This is a genomic window from Halomicrobium zhouii (assembly GCF_900114435.1).
GTDB lineage: Archaea > Halobacteriota > Halobacteria > Halobacteriales > Haloarculaceae > Halomicrobium > Halomicrobium zhouii.
Genome location: NZ_FOZK01000005.1, coordinates 241,343 through 257,778, shown reverse-complemented (window position 1 = coordinate 257,778; position 16,436 = coordinate 241,343). Strand labels below are relative to the sequence as shown.

The window sequence follows — 16,436 nt, the reverse complement described above, 5'->3', positions numbered from 1 at the left end:
CCTCTCGGAGTGAAGCATCCCAATCGGTCGCTCTACCTCACGAACTACCTCGGCGGACGTCATGCTTCGACATGTTTCGGTTGGAACCAGCTGTTTCCGAGTTCGATGGGCCTTTCACCCCTACACGAAGATCACGAGAGGGTATTGTAGGACACCAACTCTAGCAGGCCTCCACGTGCCTTTCGGCACGCTTCGCCTTGTCCACGTGTAGATCACTCGGTTTCGGGTCGTGCTCGTTTGGCTCCCCGCCCTTGAAGACGGCGGCCCTTGCGCAAAGCGCTGCGGCCATGTCGGTTTCCCTATGCCTCCCCCGATGATCGGGTTAGACTCGCCAAACAGGCACACTCCCTGGCTCGTTTTTCAAAACGTACGACGGAACATCGGCTTCCCGTACTTCCTACTGGAGACTCGCGTCTCGTTCGTTTTGTACGGGACCTTGTATGCCCCGTCGCTCCATCGCCAACTGATTTCAGGCCCTGTTTCACCTCCCTTCTGAGGATACTTTTCAGCGTTCGCTCACGCTACTTTTTCGCTATCGGTCTCGGAGAGTGTTTAGCCTTGGCAGTCGATGCCTGCCGTATTCACGAGGGATTTCCAACCCCCGATACTCTGGAACTACCGCACGGACTACTGGCCTTCGTTACGGGGCTTTCACCCTGTATCGCGCTCCTTTCCAGGAGACTTCACGAAAACGGTCGTCCGATGAGAGGTAGCCCGAACACCACATTGCCCGTGAGGGCTTCAGTTTGGGCTGCGTCGCTTTCACTCGCGGTTACTAACGACATCGCATTACGCTTTCTTTTCCTGCCGGTACTGAGATGTTTCAATTCCCGGCGTTCCCCATTGCGCGAAGCAATTGCGGTGGGGATTCCCATTAGGATATCCTACGTTCTTCGCCTCCATGCGGCTCCCGTAGGCTTATCGCAGCTTGGCACGTCCTTCATCGGCTTCCGAGCCGAGCCATCCACCAGCTGGCATAGTAGCCAACTTCTAGATACTTCTAACGTTGTGACTCGAATGAACGAGTCCAGTGGACGCCTGGATCGCACGTACACACGGTTTCATATGCAGCCCAAGTGGTCTAACTGGGCGCATCGACCCTTCCCATCCGCGCTTGCACGGGATGGTGCATCGGTTCTCCGTAACCAGTCGAAGCGCCGTCACCCACTTAAGGGGAGCGGTTTCGACTGGTCCGGCACATGGACCCACTGGGATTTGAACCCAGGGCTTCCTCCTTGCAAAGGAGGTGCTCTGCCGCTGAGCTATGGGCCCGACGTCAGGTCCGCAGGTGTTAGCCTCGGTAGTTCAAAGGTGCCCGGTCGACGGATGTCTCCGGACGCAGCCAAAGGTGGGCCAGGCACGTCGGCCTGGTCCCGATCGTTAGGAGGTGATCCAGCCGCAGATTCCCCTACGGCTACCTTGTTACGACTTAAGCCCCCTTGCGAAGCCCAGATTCGACCTGGGAATCCAGGCCTCATCCGGACCTCACTCGGGTGCTTTGACGGGCGGTGTGTGCAAGGAGCAGGGACGTATTCGCCGCGCGCTAATGACACGCGACTACTACCGAATCCAGCTTCATGCGGGCGAGTTTCAGCCCGCAATCCGAACTACGACCGGGTTTAGGGGATTAGCTCCACCTCTCGGTGTCGCATCCCATTGTCCCGGCCATTGTAGCCCGCGTGTTGCCCAGCACATTCGGGGCATACTGACCTACCGTTGCCCATTCCTTCCTCCGCTTTGGCAGCGGCAGTCCTCCTAGTGTACCCAACTACCACAAGGGTATTGCTGGCAACTAGAAGTGTGGGTCTCGCTCGTTGCCTGACTTAACAGGACGCCTCACGGTACGAGCTGACGGCGGCCATGCACCTCCTCTCAGCAGCGTCGGGTAAGGTCATCAACCTGACCGTCATTACTGCTGTCGGTGCTGGTGAGATGTCCGGCGTTGAGTCCAATTAAACCGCAGGCTCCTCCGGTTGTAGTGCTCCCCCGCCAATTCCTTTAAGTTTCATCCTTGCAGACGTACTTCCCAGGCGGCTCGCTTCACGGCTTCCCTACGGCACAGCGCAGGCTCGTAGCCTGCGCCACACCTAGCGAGCATCGTTTACAGCTAGGACTACCCGGGTATCTAATCCGGTTCGAGACCCTAGCTTTCGTCCCTCACCGTCGGGTCCGTCTTCCTGAGGCGCTTTCGCCACCGGTGGTCCGTCCAGGATTACAGGATTTCACTCCTACCCCGGACGTACCCCTCAGGTCTTCCGGCCCCAAGCCAGACAGTTTCCGCTGGACGCCGACGCGTTGAGCGCGTCGATTTCCCAACGGACTTGTCTGGCCGGCTACGGACGCTTTAGGCCCAATAAGAGCGGCCATCACTCGTGCTGCCGGTATTACCGCGGCGGCTGGCACCGGTCTTGCCCAGCACTTGTTCCTGTACCACCTTACGGTACAGAAAAGCGAGGACTATATGCCCTCGCACTCGGAGTCCCCTTATCGCACTGTCGTGCAGTGTAAAGGTTTCGCGCCTGCTGCGCCCCGTAGGGCCCGGAATCTTGTCTCAGATTCCGTCTCCGGGTTCTTGCTCTCACAACCCGTACCGATTATCGGCACGGTGGGCCGTTACCCCACCGTCTACCTAATCGGCCGCAGCCACATCCTACAGCGCCGGAACGTTTCCAGCTCCCGATGTTCAAATCTGGGAGCTGTATTCGTTATTAGCCTCAGTTTCCCGAGGTTATCACGATCTGTAGGGTAGTTTGGCCACGTGTTACTGAGCTATCTGCCACGGGTCTGAGCCCGTGCGACTAGCATGGCTAAATCGGACTCCGATAGCAATGGCCTCCGGCAGGATCAACCGGAATGTTCCCTGCAGAGCAGGGAGGTTAGGCGGGATCACGTCCACTGTTACCCGTGGACGTGGTCGCTATCGAAATGCGTCCGACGACACTCGTCGACCGAGTGTCACCGAACTACCAAGGCTAACATCAGATCCCATCTGTACGGCGGACCGCAGGGGTGGAATCCTCATTTCTTCGGACCTGAACGTTGTCCCGAATCCCACATAAGGGCTTCGGAACACGTCCGACGGATCTCGACTCGTCGGCTGGTCCTGTCGGCCGCAGGCACGCCGCCCCGGCCGGACTTCGTTCGCGTCATATCCGAGTGCCCTACTACACTTAAGGGCATCGGAGTTCGCCTCGCCCCGAACCGCGGGACGAGAACGACCTTCGCGTCCAATCCGAGCGCCCTGTTACACTTAAGGGCGTCGGATCGGTGCTCGCCTCGACCGTCGAGACGGCATCGGTGTGAAGCCCGGCAGGGCTCGGTTGCCCCGCGCCGCTTCGTACTCAACACGATGGGAGGTCTTTACTTAAGCGCGTCGAACGAACTCGCCCACGGCAGCCGATTTCATGCGGTAGACGTACCCATGGTTCCGTTTCACGGATCAGGTCCTCCCGAGAACGCGCTGTGTGTGCAGAAGATGTTGCGCGGCTGGAGGCCAGTCGGTCATCCCGCGCGGTGTGCGTCCGGTCGGACTGAGTGATTCCGCGCACGTGTGGGTGCACCACGGAGTCGTATATGTCTCCCGGCACGCATCCCAATGGAGCACCGTGGCTCGGCGGTGGTGAAAAATAGACGAAGCGCCGTCGGTCTAAATCTCGTCGAGGTGCTCGACGCCCTGCTTGGAGACGTTGCCCTTCGTGATGTCGCCGGGCATCCAGTCGGGTTTGTCGTCGGGTGCCTCTTCGACCCAGGCCCAGCCCTCGTAGATGTGTACCTTGCGGGTACCCTTCTCGCGAAGGCGAAGCTCCTGTTCGTCTGCGTCGTCTTCGCTGTCAGCGGGGTCGAGTCGACGGGCTGCCTTCAGCGCAGCCTGCCGTGGTGTCCCACCCGAGAAGACGCTCGTTTCGTCACCGTCCGAAGTTCGGAGCGCGAAATTGCGCTTGTCCTCGTTGCGTGCCATGGTTTTACCGCTCCGTGTCAATTCATTACATGACCCCATATAAATATACCCCCAGATACGGGCGCCCTCATGGGGTACGTTTATATACCAGATGGTATCGGAGGCTGTATCACGGCCGATCTCACCCCCAGATTTCGGGTCTTTGGCCGCGCGCGCGCACTCGTTCGCCGTGGTGACGGAACCGGGCACGGTAGACTTAAGTATATCCTACGGCGAAGCACGGAATAGGATAGCGCGATGGTGCGAAAGAAGAAGCTCAGTCCGAGTGGCGCCAAAGACGAGGACGGCGAGTACCACAACGTCCACATCAACATTCACGAGGACGAACTCGCGGTCGCCGGTATGGACATCGGCGACGAGGTGTTCGTCCGGGTACGAGACAACAAGATAATCATCCAGAAAGCCAACCCAGACGACGTCGAACACGAGTTTTGACCCCACGACCGACGAGCGAATCGCACCGCCGGGCAGACGGCGCTCACCTCTAGTCACATGACCCTGTACGACCTGGCGAAACCACTCCTGTTCTCGCTGCCGGCCGAAACCGCCCACCGGATCGTCCACCGACTGCTCGACGCCGCGGACGGGACGCCGATCGCCGCGGCCATGGCCGACCGCTACGTCGTCGACGACCCGCGCCTCCACGTCGAGGCGTTCGGCCAGTCGTTCGACAACCCGGTCGGCGTCGCCGCGGGCTTCGACAAGAACGCCCAGATCCCGGGCGCCCTGGCTGCGCTCGGCTTCGGCTTCGTCGAGGTGGGTGGCGTCACGGCGGTCCCCCAGGACGGCAACCCCCGACCACGGATGTTCCGCCTGCGCGAGGACGAGGCGATTGTCAACCGGATGGGGCTGAACAACCACGGCGCCGACGTCGTCGGGGGCCGTCTCGCGCGCACGGACGCGCCCGTGCCCGTGGGCGTCAATATCGCCAAGAGCGAACACGTCGGCACCGACGACGCCCCGGATGACTATCGCGAGACATACGAACAGGTGGCCGACGGAGGAGATTTCTTCGTCGTCAACGTCTCCTGCCCGAACTCCCAGGGGTTCGAGGAACTGCAGAACAAGGACGCGATGCGCGCGGTGCTCTCGGCGCTCAAAGACGCGGGCGCGGGCCCGCTGCTCGTGAAACTCTCGCCGGATCTGCCGGAACCCGCCGCCGAAGACGCCCTCGACCTGGTGACCGAACTCGACCTGGACGGCGTCGTCGCGGTGAACACCACCACCGAACGGCCGAGTTCACTCCGCAGCGACAACCGGGTCGAGGAAGGCGGCCTCTCGGGCAAGCCCATCGAAGACGAGGCCACGCGGATGGTCCGCTTCTGCGCGGAGCGCGTCGACGTCCCCGTCGTCGGGGTCGGCGGCGTCTCGACGGCCGAGGGCGCCTATCGAAAGATCCGGGCCGGCGCCTCGGTGGTCGAACTGTACACGGGGCTCGTCTATCGGGGCCCCTCCGTCGCCAGAGAGATCAACGAGGGCCTGCTCGAACTCCTCGAACGAGACGGGTTCGACTCCGTCGCGGACGCGGTCGGCGCAGACCTGTAGCGGGCGAACACTGATTGTTTCGGGCCGTACCGATCACGTATGGATACCGACGACGCGGACACGGAGGCGAAACGCATCCACCTCGCCTCGTGGGACGACCGCTTCTGGGCGTGGCTGATCGACGTGATCCTCGTGGGCGCCGTGCTCTCGGCGTTCGGCGAGGTCGTCGGCGTCTTCTCCGTGCTCACCGGGAGCGTCGTCGTCTCGCCGTTCCTCGGCGTCAACGGCCTCGGCCTGTGGATCTACTGGACTGCCCTCGAAGGGTACCACGGGCAGTCCGCCGGCAAGATGGTACTCGATATCGCCGTCACCGACGAGCGAGGTGAGGACATCGACTATCTCACTGCAGCCATCGAGAGCTTCGGGAAGGCGTTTCTCCTCCCGCTCGACCTGCTGATCGGCTGGATAGCGATGGAGGACGAGTACGTCAGGCTGTTCAACGAACTCTCCTCGACCATCGTCGTAGCGGTGTCCGAGGACGACCGCGTTCCGGCGGACGTCGAGTACGTCCGCCCCGGCGAGTAGCCAGTACGGTCAGACCAGTCGCGGGAACAGGAACCCCGTCAGCGCGGACATCCCCAGGACGTAGACGACGGCCTGGAGCGGCCCGACCTGCAGGGCGATGTAGAGCCCACCGCCGGCGACGAGCAGGAAGATGCCGATGACGACGAACAGGACCCGCCGGCCCTTCCGGGAGAACCGTTCCAGCGTCGATTCTGCACTCATTGGTCAGTGGGTGACGGCCGCGCGCTATAGTTCTTGTCGATGGCACGCCGGGCCCGAGTTTCGCTCACGAGACGGCCGAAGGTACTTGTGAACAGTGGGAGAGGCGGCGCATATGAGCGGTCACGAGTGGTCCGTGCTGGACGAGACGCTGAAGTACGAATCGGGACGTGTCACCGTCGGAGAGGACCGCGTCGAACAACCCGACGGCACCGAACGGCGGTGTCCGTGGCTCGACCTGCCGCCGGCAGTCGTCGTCGTCGCCGTCGTTGACGACGCGGTCCTGTTCGTCGAACAGCACCGACCGGCTGTCCGCGAGACACACCGCGAACTCCCCGCAGGCTTCGTCGAACCGGAGACAGACGGAGAACGTCGCAGTGACGGCGTGACTCGGCGAGTGACTCCTGGAACATTCGAAAACGCCGCGGCTCGGGAGCTCCGCGAGGAGACCGGATTCGTCGCCGACGAGACGACGCTCCTCCAGCAGTTCGTCCTCGAGACTAGCTACGTACGACACGAGCGGGGCGTGGTCGTCGCCGAGGGGCTGACGGCCGGCGAGCGGGACCTGGACGACGACGAGTTCCTCAGCGTCGAACGAGTGCCTGTCGACGAAACAATCGACGTTGCCCGATCCCAGCCGGCCAACGACATCACCCTAGAAGGGCTGTTACTCGCGAAAGAAGACGGATATCTCTGAGCTATTCGAGCGCGTCTAGGCGGAACTCGAAGGCCGCCACCGGCAGTTCCAGGTCGTGCTCTACCAGCACCTTCGGGTGGACCTCGCCGATGACGCCCGCGGACTCGCCGTCCAGCACCACCTCGGCCGCGCGACCGGAGATGAACGTCGGGTGCTCGGTCGGCGGCGTCGAAAGATCCTTGCCGAAGGCCTTCGCCAGCGTCTGGAGGCGGGCCTTGGCATCCTCGTAGGAGGCGTCCGTGCGCGCGAGGGCGCCCGCGACCGTGCGGTGCTCGGCGACGCCGGTGTTCTCCGACTCGTCGATCTCGGCGGCGAGGCCGATCTCGGCCAGGTCCTGGGGGTAGGCGCGGTGGGTGTTGTTCTCCAGGACCATCAGGACCGACGGCAGCGCCCAGGTCCGGAGCATGGTGTAGTCCTCGCTGTAGGGTTGCTCGATGGTGACCGGGTCACCGGCGCCGAGGACGTCCGTCCCGGCTTCGATATTCATCCTGTGGTAGTTCTCCTGCTCGTTGATCATGTGGAAGTTGAGCAGGTCCTCGAAGCCGAGGCCGACGAGCGCGTCGCGGGCGCCGTCCTCCAGCCGGGAGCGCTCGTGGCGCCCGCCGACGGTGGAGACGTCGGGGTAGCGCGGTTCCAGCGTGTTGAAGCCGTACGCCCGGCCGACGTCGTCGATGACGTCCAGCGGGTGGAGCACGTCGACGCGGTAGGGAGGGACGTCGAACTCGTAGGAGACGGCGCCGGTCTCCTCGTCCGCCTCGCCGCGGGCGTCCAGCCCCGCGCGCTCGGCGCAGTCCACGACCTCCTCGGGGTCCAGCTCGATCCCGAGGATCTGCTCGATGCGCTCGTGGGTGACGGTCTTGGTCTTCGTGGCGAGGTCGGGGCGGACGAACTGCTGGCCCGAGTACTCACCAGGCGCGTCGGCCGAGTACTCGATGCGGACCTCCTCGACCTGCCCGCCGCGGGCGTCGAGCGCGTAGCAGACGATGTTGAGCATGTGGTCGATGGTCCACTGGTCCGTCCCGGTCATCTCGATGAACAGGTCGCGAGAGCCCGTCGAGACCTCGGTCCGGCGGCCGTTGACCACCGGCGGGAACGAGAACAGGCCGATGGCGTCGTAGATGGCCGGCACTCGGTCCATCTCGTCGACGAGGTCGGCGTACTCCTTGCCGATGTGGTGGCCCTCGACCACGTCGGCGGGCGTCATCTCCTGGTCGCCTTCGAGGGGAACGAACGTGTCGCCCTCGGGGTCGATGCCGGTGTAGGTGACGGACTTCCCGACCTCGTCGACGCCGGACTTGCCTTTCAGCATCGTCAGGTCGTGGACGCCGATGGCGCCCTTGGCGCGCTGGCGGCCCATCGTCGCGTGGAGTTTCTCCTGGAGCTGGATGATGGAGTCCAGCGCCTCGTCGTCCATGTCCAGCCCGCGGACGACGGCGGCCGTGACGTAGGGTCGCTCCGGCGGCGTGTCCTCGACTTCGACGACCCACTCCGCGGCGTTCGTGTCGGGCGTGTACACCCCGCGGTCGTCGCCGTACTGGTAGCGCAGCGACCGGGCGACGCCCTCGACGGAGAGCCGGTCGAGTCTGTCGGGGGCGAATTCGAGCTGGAACTCGTCGTCCTCGGTCCAGCCCTCGAACTCCAGACCGAGGTTGAACAGGTCCGAACGGAGTTCGTCGTCGTCCTTCTCGTCGTGACCCGTCAGCCGTCGGAGCTCGTCGGGGTCGACGTCGACGACAGGCATCAGTACACCACCTCCGTCTCCCGCAGGAGTTCGAGGTCGGCCAGCGTCCCGTGGACGTCGCGGATGTCCTCGAAGCCGTACATGAGCATGAGCAGGCGCTCAAGCGAGAGCCCCCAGGCCATCACGTCGGCGTCGACGCCCAGCGGTTCGAGCACCTCGGGCCGGAAGATCCCCGAGTTGCCGACCTCGACGATCTCGTCCGTCTCGGGGTGGGTGCCGAACAGCTCGAAGCTCGGCTCCGTGTAGGGGTTGTAGTGGGGCTTGAACTCCAGGTCGGTGATGCCGAACTGCTCGTAGAACTCCGTGAACGTGCCCATCAGGTCACGGACCGAGAGGTCCTCGGCCAGCACCCACCCCTCGATCTGGAAGAACTCCAGGAGGTGCGTCGGGTCGAGCGTGTCGTTGCGGTACACCTTCTCGACGCTGAAGAAGCGCTGCGGTGGCTCTAACTCACCGGTCTGGTGGCCGGAGAGGTAGCGCATCGAGAGCGAGGTGGTGTGCCCCCGGAGGTCGATGCCGCGGGCGACGTCCTCGTCCCACGGCGAGTGGTAGCCCTCGCCGTCCGGGCCGACGCCCTCCAGGTGGGCCGACTTCACGCGCTCGACCAGGTCCTCGGGCAGGTGGTCGATCTCCTCGGGGTTCGAGAGGGCAAACTGGTCCCAGTGGGTCCGCGCGGGGTGGTCCTGGGGCATGAACAGGCAGTCGTTGATCCAGAACTGCGCGTCGGCGTGGGGACCCTCCATCTCCTGGAAGCCCATCCCGACGAGGACGTCCTTGACGCGGTTGGCCGTCTGGCGGAGGATGTGCTCCTTGCCGCCCCGGACCTCCCCGGCGTCGGCCTCGACGTTGTACTCGGCGAACTCGACACCTTCCCACTCGCCGCTGGTCAGCAGTTCCGGCGTCACCTCGCCGACGGTCTCGGCCACCTCGACGCCGGCCATCAGTTCGGTCACGCCCTCGTCGGTCAGCCGGACCGACCGGACCGTCGTCTCGGTGCGTTCGACCAGGCCGCGCCGCTCCAGCTGGTCGAGCGCGTCCGCGTCGGCGTCGTCCGGACGCCCGTCCGCGACGGCTTCCAGCGTGAACATCTCGGAGTCCTCGCCGGGCGCCGCCTCGGGGTCGGCCGTTATCTCCCCGCTGTCGATCTGTCCGTACCCCTTGCGGGCGTAGTTCGACAGCGCGATATCGACGGCCGCGCCCTCGAGCCCCGAGGCGCCGATGGCCTCGCCCATCGACACCGGCCCCTCGTCGGCGCCGGCGTCGACGGCCGCAGTGTAGAGGTCCTGCTCGGGGAGGCTCTCGTCGACGTACCGGTCGCCCTCCTCGGTCAGTTCGACGGACTCGACCGTCTCCTCGGAGACGGTGAGGAGCCCCTGGTCTTCGAGTTCGAAGGCGGCCCGCGTGGCCGTCTCCGGTTTGAGGTCGGCCTCGGCGGCCACCTCGTCGATGCGCCTGTCCTCGTCCGCGTCGGCGGCCCGGAGGACCGCCGCCTGTGCCTGTGGTAGCTTCATGCGATAGTGGTCGTTGTCTGTTGTACCGGTGGTTCGTCAGTTAACGGTTCTCAATTGGGCGCCACCGACCGCAGGGAGGTGCCGGCTCGATGGCGAACGGAGCGGGACGGCACGTGAGCCAGACGGTGGGTCCGCTCGTCTGCGGGCCGGAGACGCCACGGTCGTTCGCGCTCGCCTTCGAGTGGTTTCGTTCGGAGTCGCGTTTCGGCCAGCCCCGAAGTCCACCACCCGTCAACGGGCGACGAAGAAGAAGCCGAACCCCGGGCGCTGCGGCGGCTGGCGCACGGATCGACCGAACGGGGGTTCGGATGCCATGTGCGAAACGTACGCACAGGGCGAGAAAAGCGTTGCGGAGCACGCCGAAGCGTTCGCCGGCACCGGCCACGTCGAACGCCGGTAAAACGATACAACCACCACTATCAGTCGTCCGACGGCGACCGCCTGGCGAGGTTCCGGTCGTCGGGCCACCCGTCGGCGTCCGCGCCGTCGTTCTCGTGATAGATCGCCGGGTGGTCGTCGACGGCCAGGCTCGGGACCGGCACCGTCTCGAGGGTGCCGTCGGCCGCCGCCGTCGACCGGTCCGACGCCGCCCCATCGGCGGACTGTGCAGACGGCGAATCGTCGGGGGACGGGTCCGGCGCGTCTGTGTCCGACGCATCGGTGTCCGGCGCATCAGTGTTCGGCGCGTCGGTGTCCGGCGCATCGGTGTCCAGCGCGTCGGTGTCCGGCGCATCAGTGTTCGGCGCGTCTGTGTCCGGCGACGGATCTACCTCCGCGCCAGTCGCCCGGTCCGCCGGTATCAGGTCCGTCGGCGGACCAGTTCCGTACTCGCCGGCTATCGGTCCCTCGGACACCCCGTCGTCCGGAGCGGGGTTCGCCGGAGCACCGCTTTCAGGTTCGTCCGGGGTCGCTCCAGTCCCCGACGAGGAGTGCTCGGTTCCGTTCCCCGACGGAGCCGTCGTCTCACCGTTCTCGCGAACGTCCGTCGTCACCTCGGCGCTGGTGAGGCCGCCTGACGACGGCGACTCGTCCGAATACGAGAGAGGGTCGAGATCAGTTGTGCCGACGCCACCGATTCGCGGGTTCGCCGGCCGATAGACGTACGTGACGGCGTCGCCGAGGACGACGAACTCGCCCCGGTCCCGGTCCTCGACGACGCGCGCGTCCGTGTCGATGGCAACGTCGACGAGCCCTTCGAGCGAGTCGACCGGAACCGGTGGGTCCACGCGGGCAGTGGCCGGGACGCGTGCGCGCGTGATCCAGTCGTCGAACTGCTCCCGGGTCGCCGCGGCGGCCAGGCGCTCACGGTCTGTCTGGCTCACCGCGAGCGCGTCGCGGCGCCGGCCGACGGCGATGGCAGCGAGTCCACCGACGCCGGCCACGAACAGCAGCGGCGCACCGAGTTCACGGACCGGCCCGTAGGATCGCTGGACCGAGACCTGCTCGGGCGTCCCCCCGTCGTCGGTGAGCGCGTCCGGATCCGGCTCCTCGACGTGGTAGACGCCGACGCCGGGTTCGATGGGGAGGTGGTAGCGCCGCGTCTCCTCGACGGACTGGCCGTTGCGGGTGCCCGAGACCGTCACGCGCGAGGTGACGGTGACCTCCGTCTGGCCCGGGCTGGCGCCCAGCTGGCGTTCGATCCGGCGGGCCCGCTCGGAGACGGCGGAGACGTTGACCGAGAACGGGACGGTGACGCGCTCGCCCGGCGCGACCGAGTCGACCCGGTCGCGGTTCAGTGGCTCTTCGACGCGCCAGTGCTCGGCCCTCCGGTCCCCCTCGAACGCCGACACGGAGCGGATGACGGCCACCGTCTCGACGGTCACCGTCAGTGACCCGCCGTCGCTGGCCGCGTACTCGTAGGCGAACCGGCCGTCGAGCGTCGGCGCGACCCGCTGGAAGTACACCGACCGGTTCCGGAGGACGGCCCCGCGCTCGAAGGCGTCGGTGCCGTTGACGACGGTCGCCCGGTGGGAGAACTCGCCCGAGGACTCCCAGTCCGAAACCTCGCGGGTCTCCGTCGTCGTCCCTGGCGCGACGTGGGTCGCGTACGTGACGTAGCCCCCCAGGAGTGCGACGAGAACGAGCACGGTCACCACGAGTGCGAGGTTGTCGTCGACGAGTATCCTGAATCGGCGGAGTCGGCGCTCCGTCGGGTCCAGGCGCGGCGCCGTCGCGGCGTCGTCGCTCCCCGTCATCGTTCCAGCCCCAGCAGCGTGCTTCGCACCGGGTCACGGCCGCGCGACCGGGACCGAACGCGTCCGGTGCCGAGCAGCCGCCTGTTCAGCAGGTAGAACGGCCCGGCCAGCAGCGCGTCGATCGCCAGTATCGGGAGCCAGGGATGGACCCCGTAGAGCGCGTCGATGAGTGGTCGGGGGAGCACCGCGAGGTAGCGGTGTTCGACGAGGTAGTGGCGGTAGTAGCCCGTCGCCGGCGGCGCGGAGAGAGTCACCGACACGCTCCGGGACTGGCGCGCGGGGACGGCGACCGACGTCGGTTCGACGGTCGCCCGGTCGCTCCGCGAGTCGAAGTACGCGACGACGGGGACGAACCCGCCGTTGCCGACCGGATAGTCGACGGACTCGCTGGTCCCCTGTTCGACGACGCGCGGGCCCGGCGAGTCGGACTCGGCGCTGACGACGCCGAACTGCTGGGGGCCGGCGGGAACGACCATCGCGGCCGTCGCCGCCAGGACCACCAGCGCGGTGAAGGCCGCGGCGTAGAGCCGGGGGTCCGTCGGCGTCTCGCGCGTGCGAGTGCGCTCGCGCTCGGCGCCGTCGGCCCGCCAGGCGCTCACGAGGTAGTACCCGACCGTCGTCCCGAAGAGGAGGTAGGCCAGTCCCTGCGGCCCGAGCACCGCGCGGGTCCCCAGCGCCCCGGCGACGTGGCGCTGGCCGGTGTCAAGGACCGAGCGCGCCCCGGTGACCGCGGTTCCCAGTCCCGGCAGGACGAGCACGTCGCCGCCCGGCCGCCAGGCGACCGCGACGACCTGTTCGTCCTTCACCGGTGGCTCGTCGCCGTCCTGGTCGGTGAAGGGGTTCGCGTCACCCCTCGTCACGTAGCCCCGGTCTGTCTCCTCGACGACGCGGTGGGTCGTGAGCCCGCCGCCGTGCAGCTGTTCGGCACGGAACACCACCACGTCGCCCGTCTCGACTGGCCCGGCGACGGCCGCCGGGATGGCGACGAACCCGTCACCAGGTTCCAGCGTCGGCTCCATGCTCCCGGTCGTGACGTAACTCAACAGTATCGGCTGGCCGAGCGCCTGCCCGGCGACCATCGCGCCGAGCAGGACGACGGCAGCGACCTCTACGGCGACCCCGAACCCCCGTTCACCACCCATACAGCGCCCTTGCGCTCAAGATGCTAAATAAGTAGTGGTGAAATAAAGGAGAGAGATCACGACGGACCGGACCGGGCGGCCAGCCAGGTCAGTCCGACTGGAGCGCCGAGATCTCCGCCTCGAGTTCCGCCAGCTTCTCCGCGGGAATCTCCGACTTGTCGTCGTGGTCGTACTCGTCCGATGCCTCGAAGTAGTCGTCGACCGTGGGTGAATCGGAACTCATGGTCAGGCCTCCTCCGCGGTAATCTGCATCTCGTCTTGCAGGCTCACGTCCGGTTCACCGTCGGACTCCAGCGACAGCGCGACCACGTGGTAGTCCTGGGACTCGCCCGGACCGAGTGTTATCGACAGTGCCGCCGGGACGATGGCGACCAGCAGCAGCGACGTCGGGAACGGGGCCCCGTCCGTCTCGATGAACGCCAGCGGCGTCACCGTCAGGTCGACGTCCTGGGTCCCCTGGTTCTCGACCGTGAAGACGTTCGCGAACGTCGTCAGCGCGTTCGCGTTGACGCCCTCGCCGCCGGCGATGCCGTCGCCGATATTCGAGTTGCTGCCCGAGAAGTCGAGCGCGAGGGCGTCGCTACTCGTCGTGTCGGCGTACTGGCCGTTCGGCCCGTCGTGGGGCTGGATGCCCAGGTACGCGCTCGCGTCGCCCGCGACGTCGATGGTCACGTCACGACTCGCACCGACCGAACTGAACGCGCCGGTCCCGACCGCTGCGCTACCGCCGGCGAGCGCGCCGAGACTCAGCACGAATTTGCGTCGTTCCATCTCTGGTCACCCCGTCAGGCCACCGCCTCGACGACGACGGTGTCGAGCAGTTCGTCGCCGTCGCCGACGCCCTCACCGCGCGTGTCGACCTGGAGGCTGACGTAGACGCTCTCGCCGGGGTCCAGCGTCACGTCGTTGCCGGAGCCGTCGATCCGGGCCGTCGATCCGTTGCTCTCGTCGTACGGATCGCTGGCGCCCTGGGCGTCGTTGGCGAAGAAGCAGACCAGCCCGCTGTTGTCACCGGACTTGGCGATGGAGACGTCGACCGACTGGGTCCCCTGGTTCTCGACGACGAACAGGTCGTCGATGCGCGTGAGCGCGTCCGGGTTCACGCCTTCACCGCCGGCCGCGGTGCTGTTGCTCGGATCGAGGGTGATGCCCAGCGTGCCGGAACTCCCGTCGTCGGTGACGTACGGAGCGTTCGGCCCGCCGGCCCCCTCGAGCCGGAGGTACGCGGAGGCGTCCGAGGCGACTTCCACGTCGACGTCCCGACTGGCCGTCACGCTCGTGAACGCGCCAGTCCCCATTGCAGCCGCCGAGCCGGCGGCGAGCGATCCCACACCTATCACGAATTTGCGTCGTTGCATTGGTACTCACACCTGATTTCGACCACACCCCCCTGGCCCGTACTGACGCGGGCCGTCCGCGATTCGGTTCGCGGGTGAGTGTGCACTTTCGTCGACGACCCCACACCCCATTGTATCGAGCCGCCGGAACGAAACGGCCCGATCGTATCGGTCGGTCTGAACCGGCGCGCCAGGGCGTATCACCCGGCCTGAAGCGGCCGAAGGACGTGCCAGAACGGACCGCAGGGAGAGTCGTCCCAGCGAACTGGTGGCTCTCCGTCCAGTCTGTCACCATCGCGGACCAGTTCCAGCGTCCGACTCGGCCCGACGGCTGTCAGCAGCCCCAGCGAGTGGCGTTTTTCGTACTAACCCCCCAACTTATATTTACAGGATCTATACTGTAATTTGGTGAGGGGTGGTCATGAGTAAATCAGTACAGCCATCGGGTTCGATAGGGATCGAGAGCGGGTCTGAGGGCGTCTCGCACGACCAGGGGTTCGACCTGCTGAGTAACCATCGCAGACGATACGTCCTCTACTATCTCCACGAGCGCGACCAGCGCGCGGAGCTGGGTGAACTCGCCGAGGTCGTCGCCGCGTGGGAGAACGAGGTGAGCCTCAGCGAGGTTTCCTCGGCCGACCGGAAACGGGTGTACACCTCGCTCCAGCAGGTTCACCTGCCGCGCATGGACGACCTGGGGGTCGTCGAGTTCGACGACCGCGAGGGAACGGTCCGACTGGGGCCCGCGTCGGACGACCTCGACGTGTACATGGAGGTCGTCACCGGCGCCGACGTCCCCTGGAGCCAGTTCTACCTCGGGCTGAGCGTCCTCAACGTCGCACTGCTCGCGGCCGCGGGCGCGGACCTCGCCCCCCTGACGGCGTTCCCGGACATCGCCTGGGGCGCGTTCGCGACGACGACGGTCCTCGTCGCGTCCATCGTCCACACGTACTACAACCGCACCGAGATGCGGCTGGGGTCGACCGACCGGCCCGCCGAGCTAGACGGATGAACCGACACCGACCGGTCGCGGTGCTCGCGCTCGCCGTCTCGCTGGTCCTCGTGACGAGCAGCGGCGGGTTCACGACCGCGGCGAGCGAGCGAACCGTCCAGATCGCCTCCGGCGCCGACGACAGCGCCCTGCTGACGGTGGAGTCGGCGGCGCCTGAGCTACCGAACGGCAACCACAGGGACGTCACCCTGCTGACGATCACCAACCGGTTCCCGGCGGCCATCGTCGACGTCGACGCGTCGGTGCGTTCGGCGGGGCACCCGTCACCGCCCCGGCTCACCGGCCACGGCGTCCAGCCACCGCCGACGCCGGTCGGTATCGGGGAGTCCGTCGCCGTCACGGCCAGCGTGACCTGCGGGGCCAATCCGCCCGGAAGCGACCGGGTCAGGATCCGAATCACGGCGACGACCGCGGGTGGGAGCAGCGTCGAACTGGAGCGCAACGTCACCGTCGTCTGCACTGGCAAGCCCAACCGCGGTGAGAGCGGGCGTGATCGGTCGAAGTCGGACGGCGCTACCCAGTCGACATCGAATTCAGGCAACGCCGGTCAGTAAGCGACTGTCGGCAGCGTAAGT

The 16,436-nt window shown here is 66.1% G+C and carries 15 protein-coding genes, 1 tRNA gene and 2 rRNA genes; 6 read left to right on the top strand and 12 right to left on the bottom strand.

Going from position 1 to position 16,436, the window contains the following annotated elements:
* From BM337_RS21450 to BM337_RS19630, 4 genes are all read right to left on the bottom strand, one after another.
* A 23S ribosomal RNA gene (locus BM337_RS21450) occupies positions 1 to 992 on the bottom strand; the annotation flags it as partial.
* A gap of 208 nt (positions 993 to 1,200) precedes the next feature.
* Positions 1,201 to 1,272 (bottom strand) — tRNA-Ala (locus tag BM337_RS19640).
* 110 nt (positions 1,273 to 1,382) lie between these two features.
* Positions 1,383 to 2,855 (bottom strand): 16S ribosomal RNA (locus tag BM337_RS19635).
* Between the two features lie 791 nt (positions 2,856 to 3,646).
* Positions 3,647 to 3,958, bottom strand: a complete 312-nt coding sequence (locus BM337_RS19630) for a non-histone chromosomal MC1 family protein (RefSeq protein ID WP_089819170.1) — start codon at positions 3,956 to 3,958, stop codon at positions 3,647 to 3,649.
* Between the two features lie 237 nt (positions 3,959 to 4,195).
* Between BM337_RS19630 and BM337_RS19625 the strand changes: the two genes are divergently transcribed.
* The 3 genes from BM337_RS19625 to BM337_RS19615 are packed head-to-tail and all read left to right on the top strand — an operon-like array spanning position 4,196 to position 6,028.
* Positions 4,196 to 4,393, top strand: a complete 198-nt coding sequence (locus BM337_RS19625; RefSeq protein WP_089819168.1) for a hypothetical protein — start codon at positions 4,196 to 4,198, stop codon at positions 4,391 to 4,393.
* Between the two features lie 57 nt (positions 4,394 to 4,450).
* The gene (locus tag BM337_RS19620) at positions 4,451 to 5,503 is read left to right on the top strand and encodes a quinone-dependent dihydroorotate dehydrogenase (RefSeq protein WP_089819165.1); all 1,053 of its coding nucleotides are present in this window, start codon (positions 4,451 to 4,453) and stop codon (positions 5,501 to 5,503) included.
* A 39-nt stretch (positions 5,504 to 5,542) separates the two neighbouring features.
* A complete protein-coding gene (locus tag BM337_RS19615) occupies positions 5,543 to 6,028 on the top strand; it encodes an RDD family protein (protein ID WP_089819163.1) in 486 nt (161 codons plus the stop codon).
* A gap of 9 nt (positions 6,029 to 6,037) precedes the next feature.
* Here BM337_RS19615 and BM337_RS19610 read toward each other — a convergent pair whose 3' ends face one another.
* Positions 6,038 to 6,229: a hypothetical protein gene (locus BM337_RS19610; RefSeq protein WP_089819161.1), complete on the bottom strand. Its 192-nt coding sequence runs from the start codon at positions 6,227 to 6,229 to the stop codon at positions 6,038 to 6,040.
* Between the two features lie 112 nt (positions 6,230 to 6,341).
* Here BM337_RS19610 and BM337_RS19605 point away from each other — a divergent pair, with 112 nt between their 5' ends.
* The gene (locus tag BM337_RS19605; RefSeq protein WP_089819159.1) at positions 6,342 to 6,923 is read left to right on the top strand and encodes an NUDIX hydrolase; all 582 of its coding nucleotides are present in this window, start codon (positions 6,342 to 6,344) and stop codon (positions 6,921 to 6,923) included.
* Position 6,924: 1 nt separating this feature from the next.
* On the opposite strand, the gene pheT is transcribed toward BM337_RS19605, so the two are convergent.
* The 7 genes from pheT to BM337_RS19575 form a co-directional block, all read right to left on the bottom strand.
* Positions 6,925 to 8,664: a phenylalanine--tRNA ligase subunit beta gene (pheT, locus tag BM337_RS19600; RefSeq protein ID WP_089819157.1), complete on the bottom strand. Its 1,740-nt coding sequence runs from the start codon at positions 8,662 to 8,664 to the stop codon at positions 6,925 to 6,927.
* Positions 8,664 to 10,175, bottom strand: coding sequence for a phenylalanine--tRNA ligase subunit alpha (gene pheS, locus BM337_RS19595; protein WP_089819155.1), 1,512 nt, complete (start codon positions 10,173 to 10,175; stop codon positions 8,664 to 8,666). Before pheS ends, pheT begins: the two co-directional genes overlap by 1 nt.
* Positions 10,176 to 10,594: 419 nt before the next feature.
* The gene (locus BM337_RS19590) at positions 10,595 to 12,370 is read right to left on the bottom strand and encodes a DUF5305 domain-containing protein (protein ID WP_089819153.1); all 1,776 of its coding nucleotides are present in this window, start codon (positions 12,368 to 12,370) and stop codon (positions 10,595 to 10,597) included.
* Positions 12,367 to 13,512 carry a signal peptidase I gene (locus tag BM337_RS19585; protein ID WP_089819151.1) on the bottom strand — a complete coding sequence of 382 codons (1,146 nt, stop codon included), beginning with the start codon at positions 13,510 to 13,512 and terminating at the stop codon, positions 12,367 to 12,369. The genes BM337_RS19590 and BM337_RS19585 overlap by 4 nt, the downstream gene beginning before the upstream one ends.
* Before the next feature lie 88 nt (positions 13,513 to 13,600).
* The gene (locus BM337_RS21795) at positions 13,601 to 13,735 is read right to left on the bottom strand and encodes a hypothetical protein (RefSeq protein WP_281244919.1); all 135 of its coding nucleotides are present in this window, start codon (positions 13,733 to 13,735) and stop codon (positions 13,601 to 13,603) included.
* Positions 13,736 to 13,737: 2 nt separating this feature from the next.
* Entirely contained in the window at positions 13,738 to 14,283 is a 546-nt protein-coding gene (locus tag BM337_RS19580; RefSeq protein ID WP_089819149.1) for a hypothetical protein, read from the bottom strand.
* Positions 14,284 to 14,297: 14 nt separating this feature from the next.
* Positions 14,298 to 14,870: a DUF1102 domain-containing protein gene (locus tag BM337_RS19575; protein WP_089819147.1), complete on the bottom strand. Its 573-nt coding sequence runs from the start codon at positions 14,868 to 14,870 to the stop codon at positions 14,298 to 14,300.
* A gap of 400 nt (positions 14,871 to 15,270) precedes the next feature.
* Here BM337_RS19575 and BM337_RS19570 point away from each other — a divergent pair, with 400 nt between their 5' ends.
* A complete protein-coding gene (locus tag BM337_RS19570; RefSeq protein ID WP_089819145.1) occupies positions 15,271 to 15,861 on the top strand; it encodes a DUF7344 domain-containing protein in 591 nt (196 codons plus the stop codon).
* The gene (locus tag BM337_RS19565; RefSeq protein WP_089819143.1) at positions 15,858 to 16,415 is read left to right on the top strand and encodes a hypothetical protein; all 558 of its coding nucleotides are present in this window, start codon (positions 15,858 to 15,860) and stop codon (positions 16,413 to 16,415) included. Before BM337_RS19570 ends, BM337_RS19565 begins: the two co-directional genes overlap by 4 nt.
* Positions 16,416 to 16,436 lie beyond the last annotated feature (21 nt).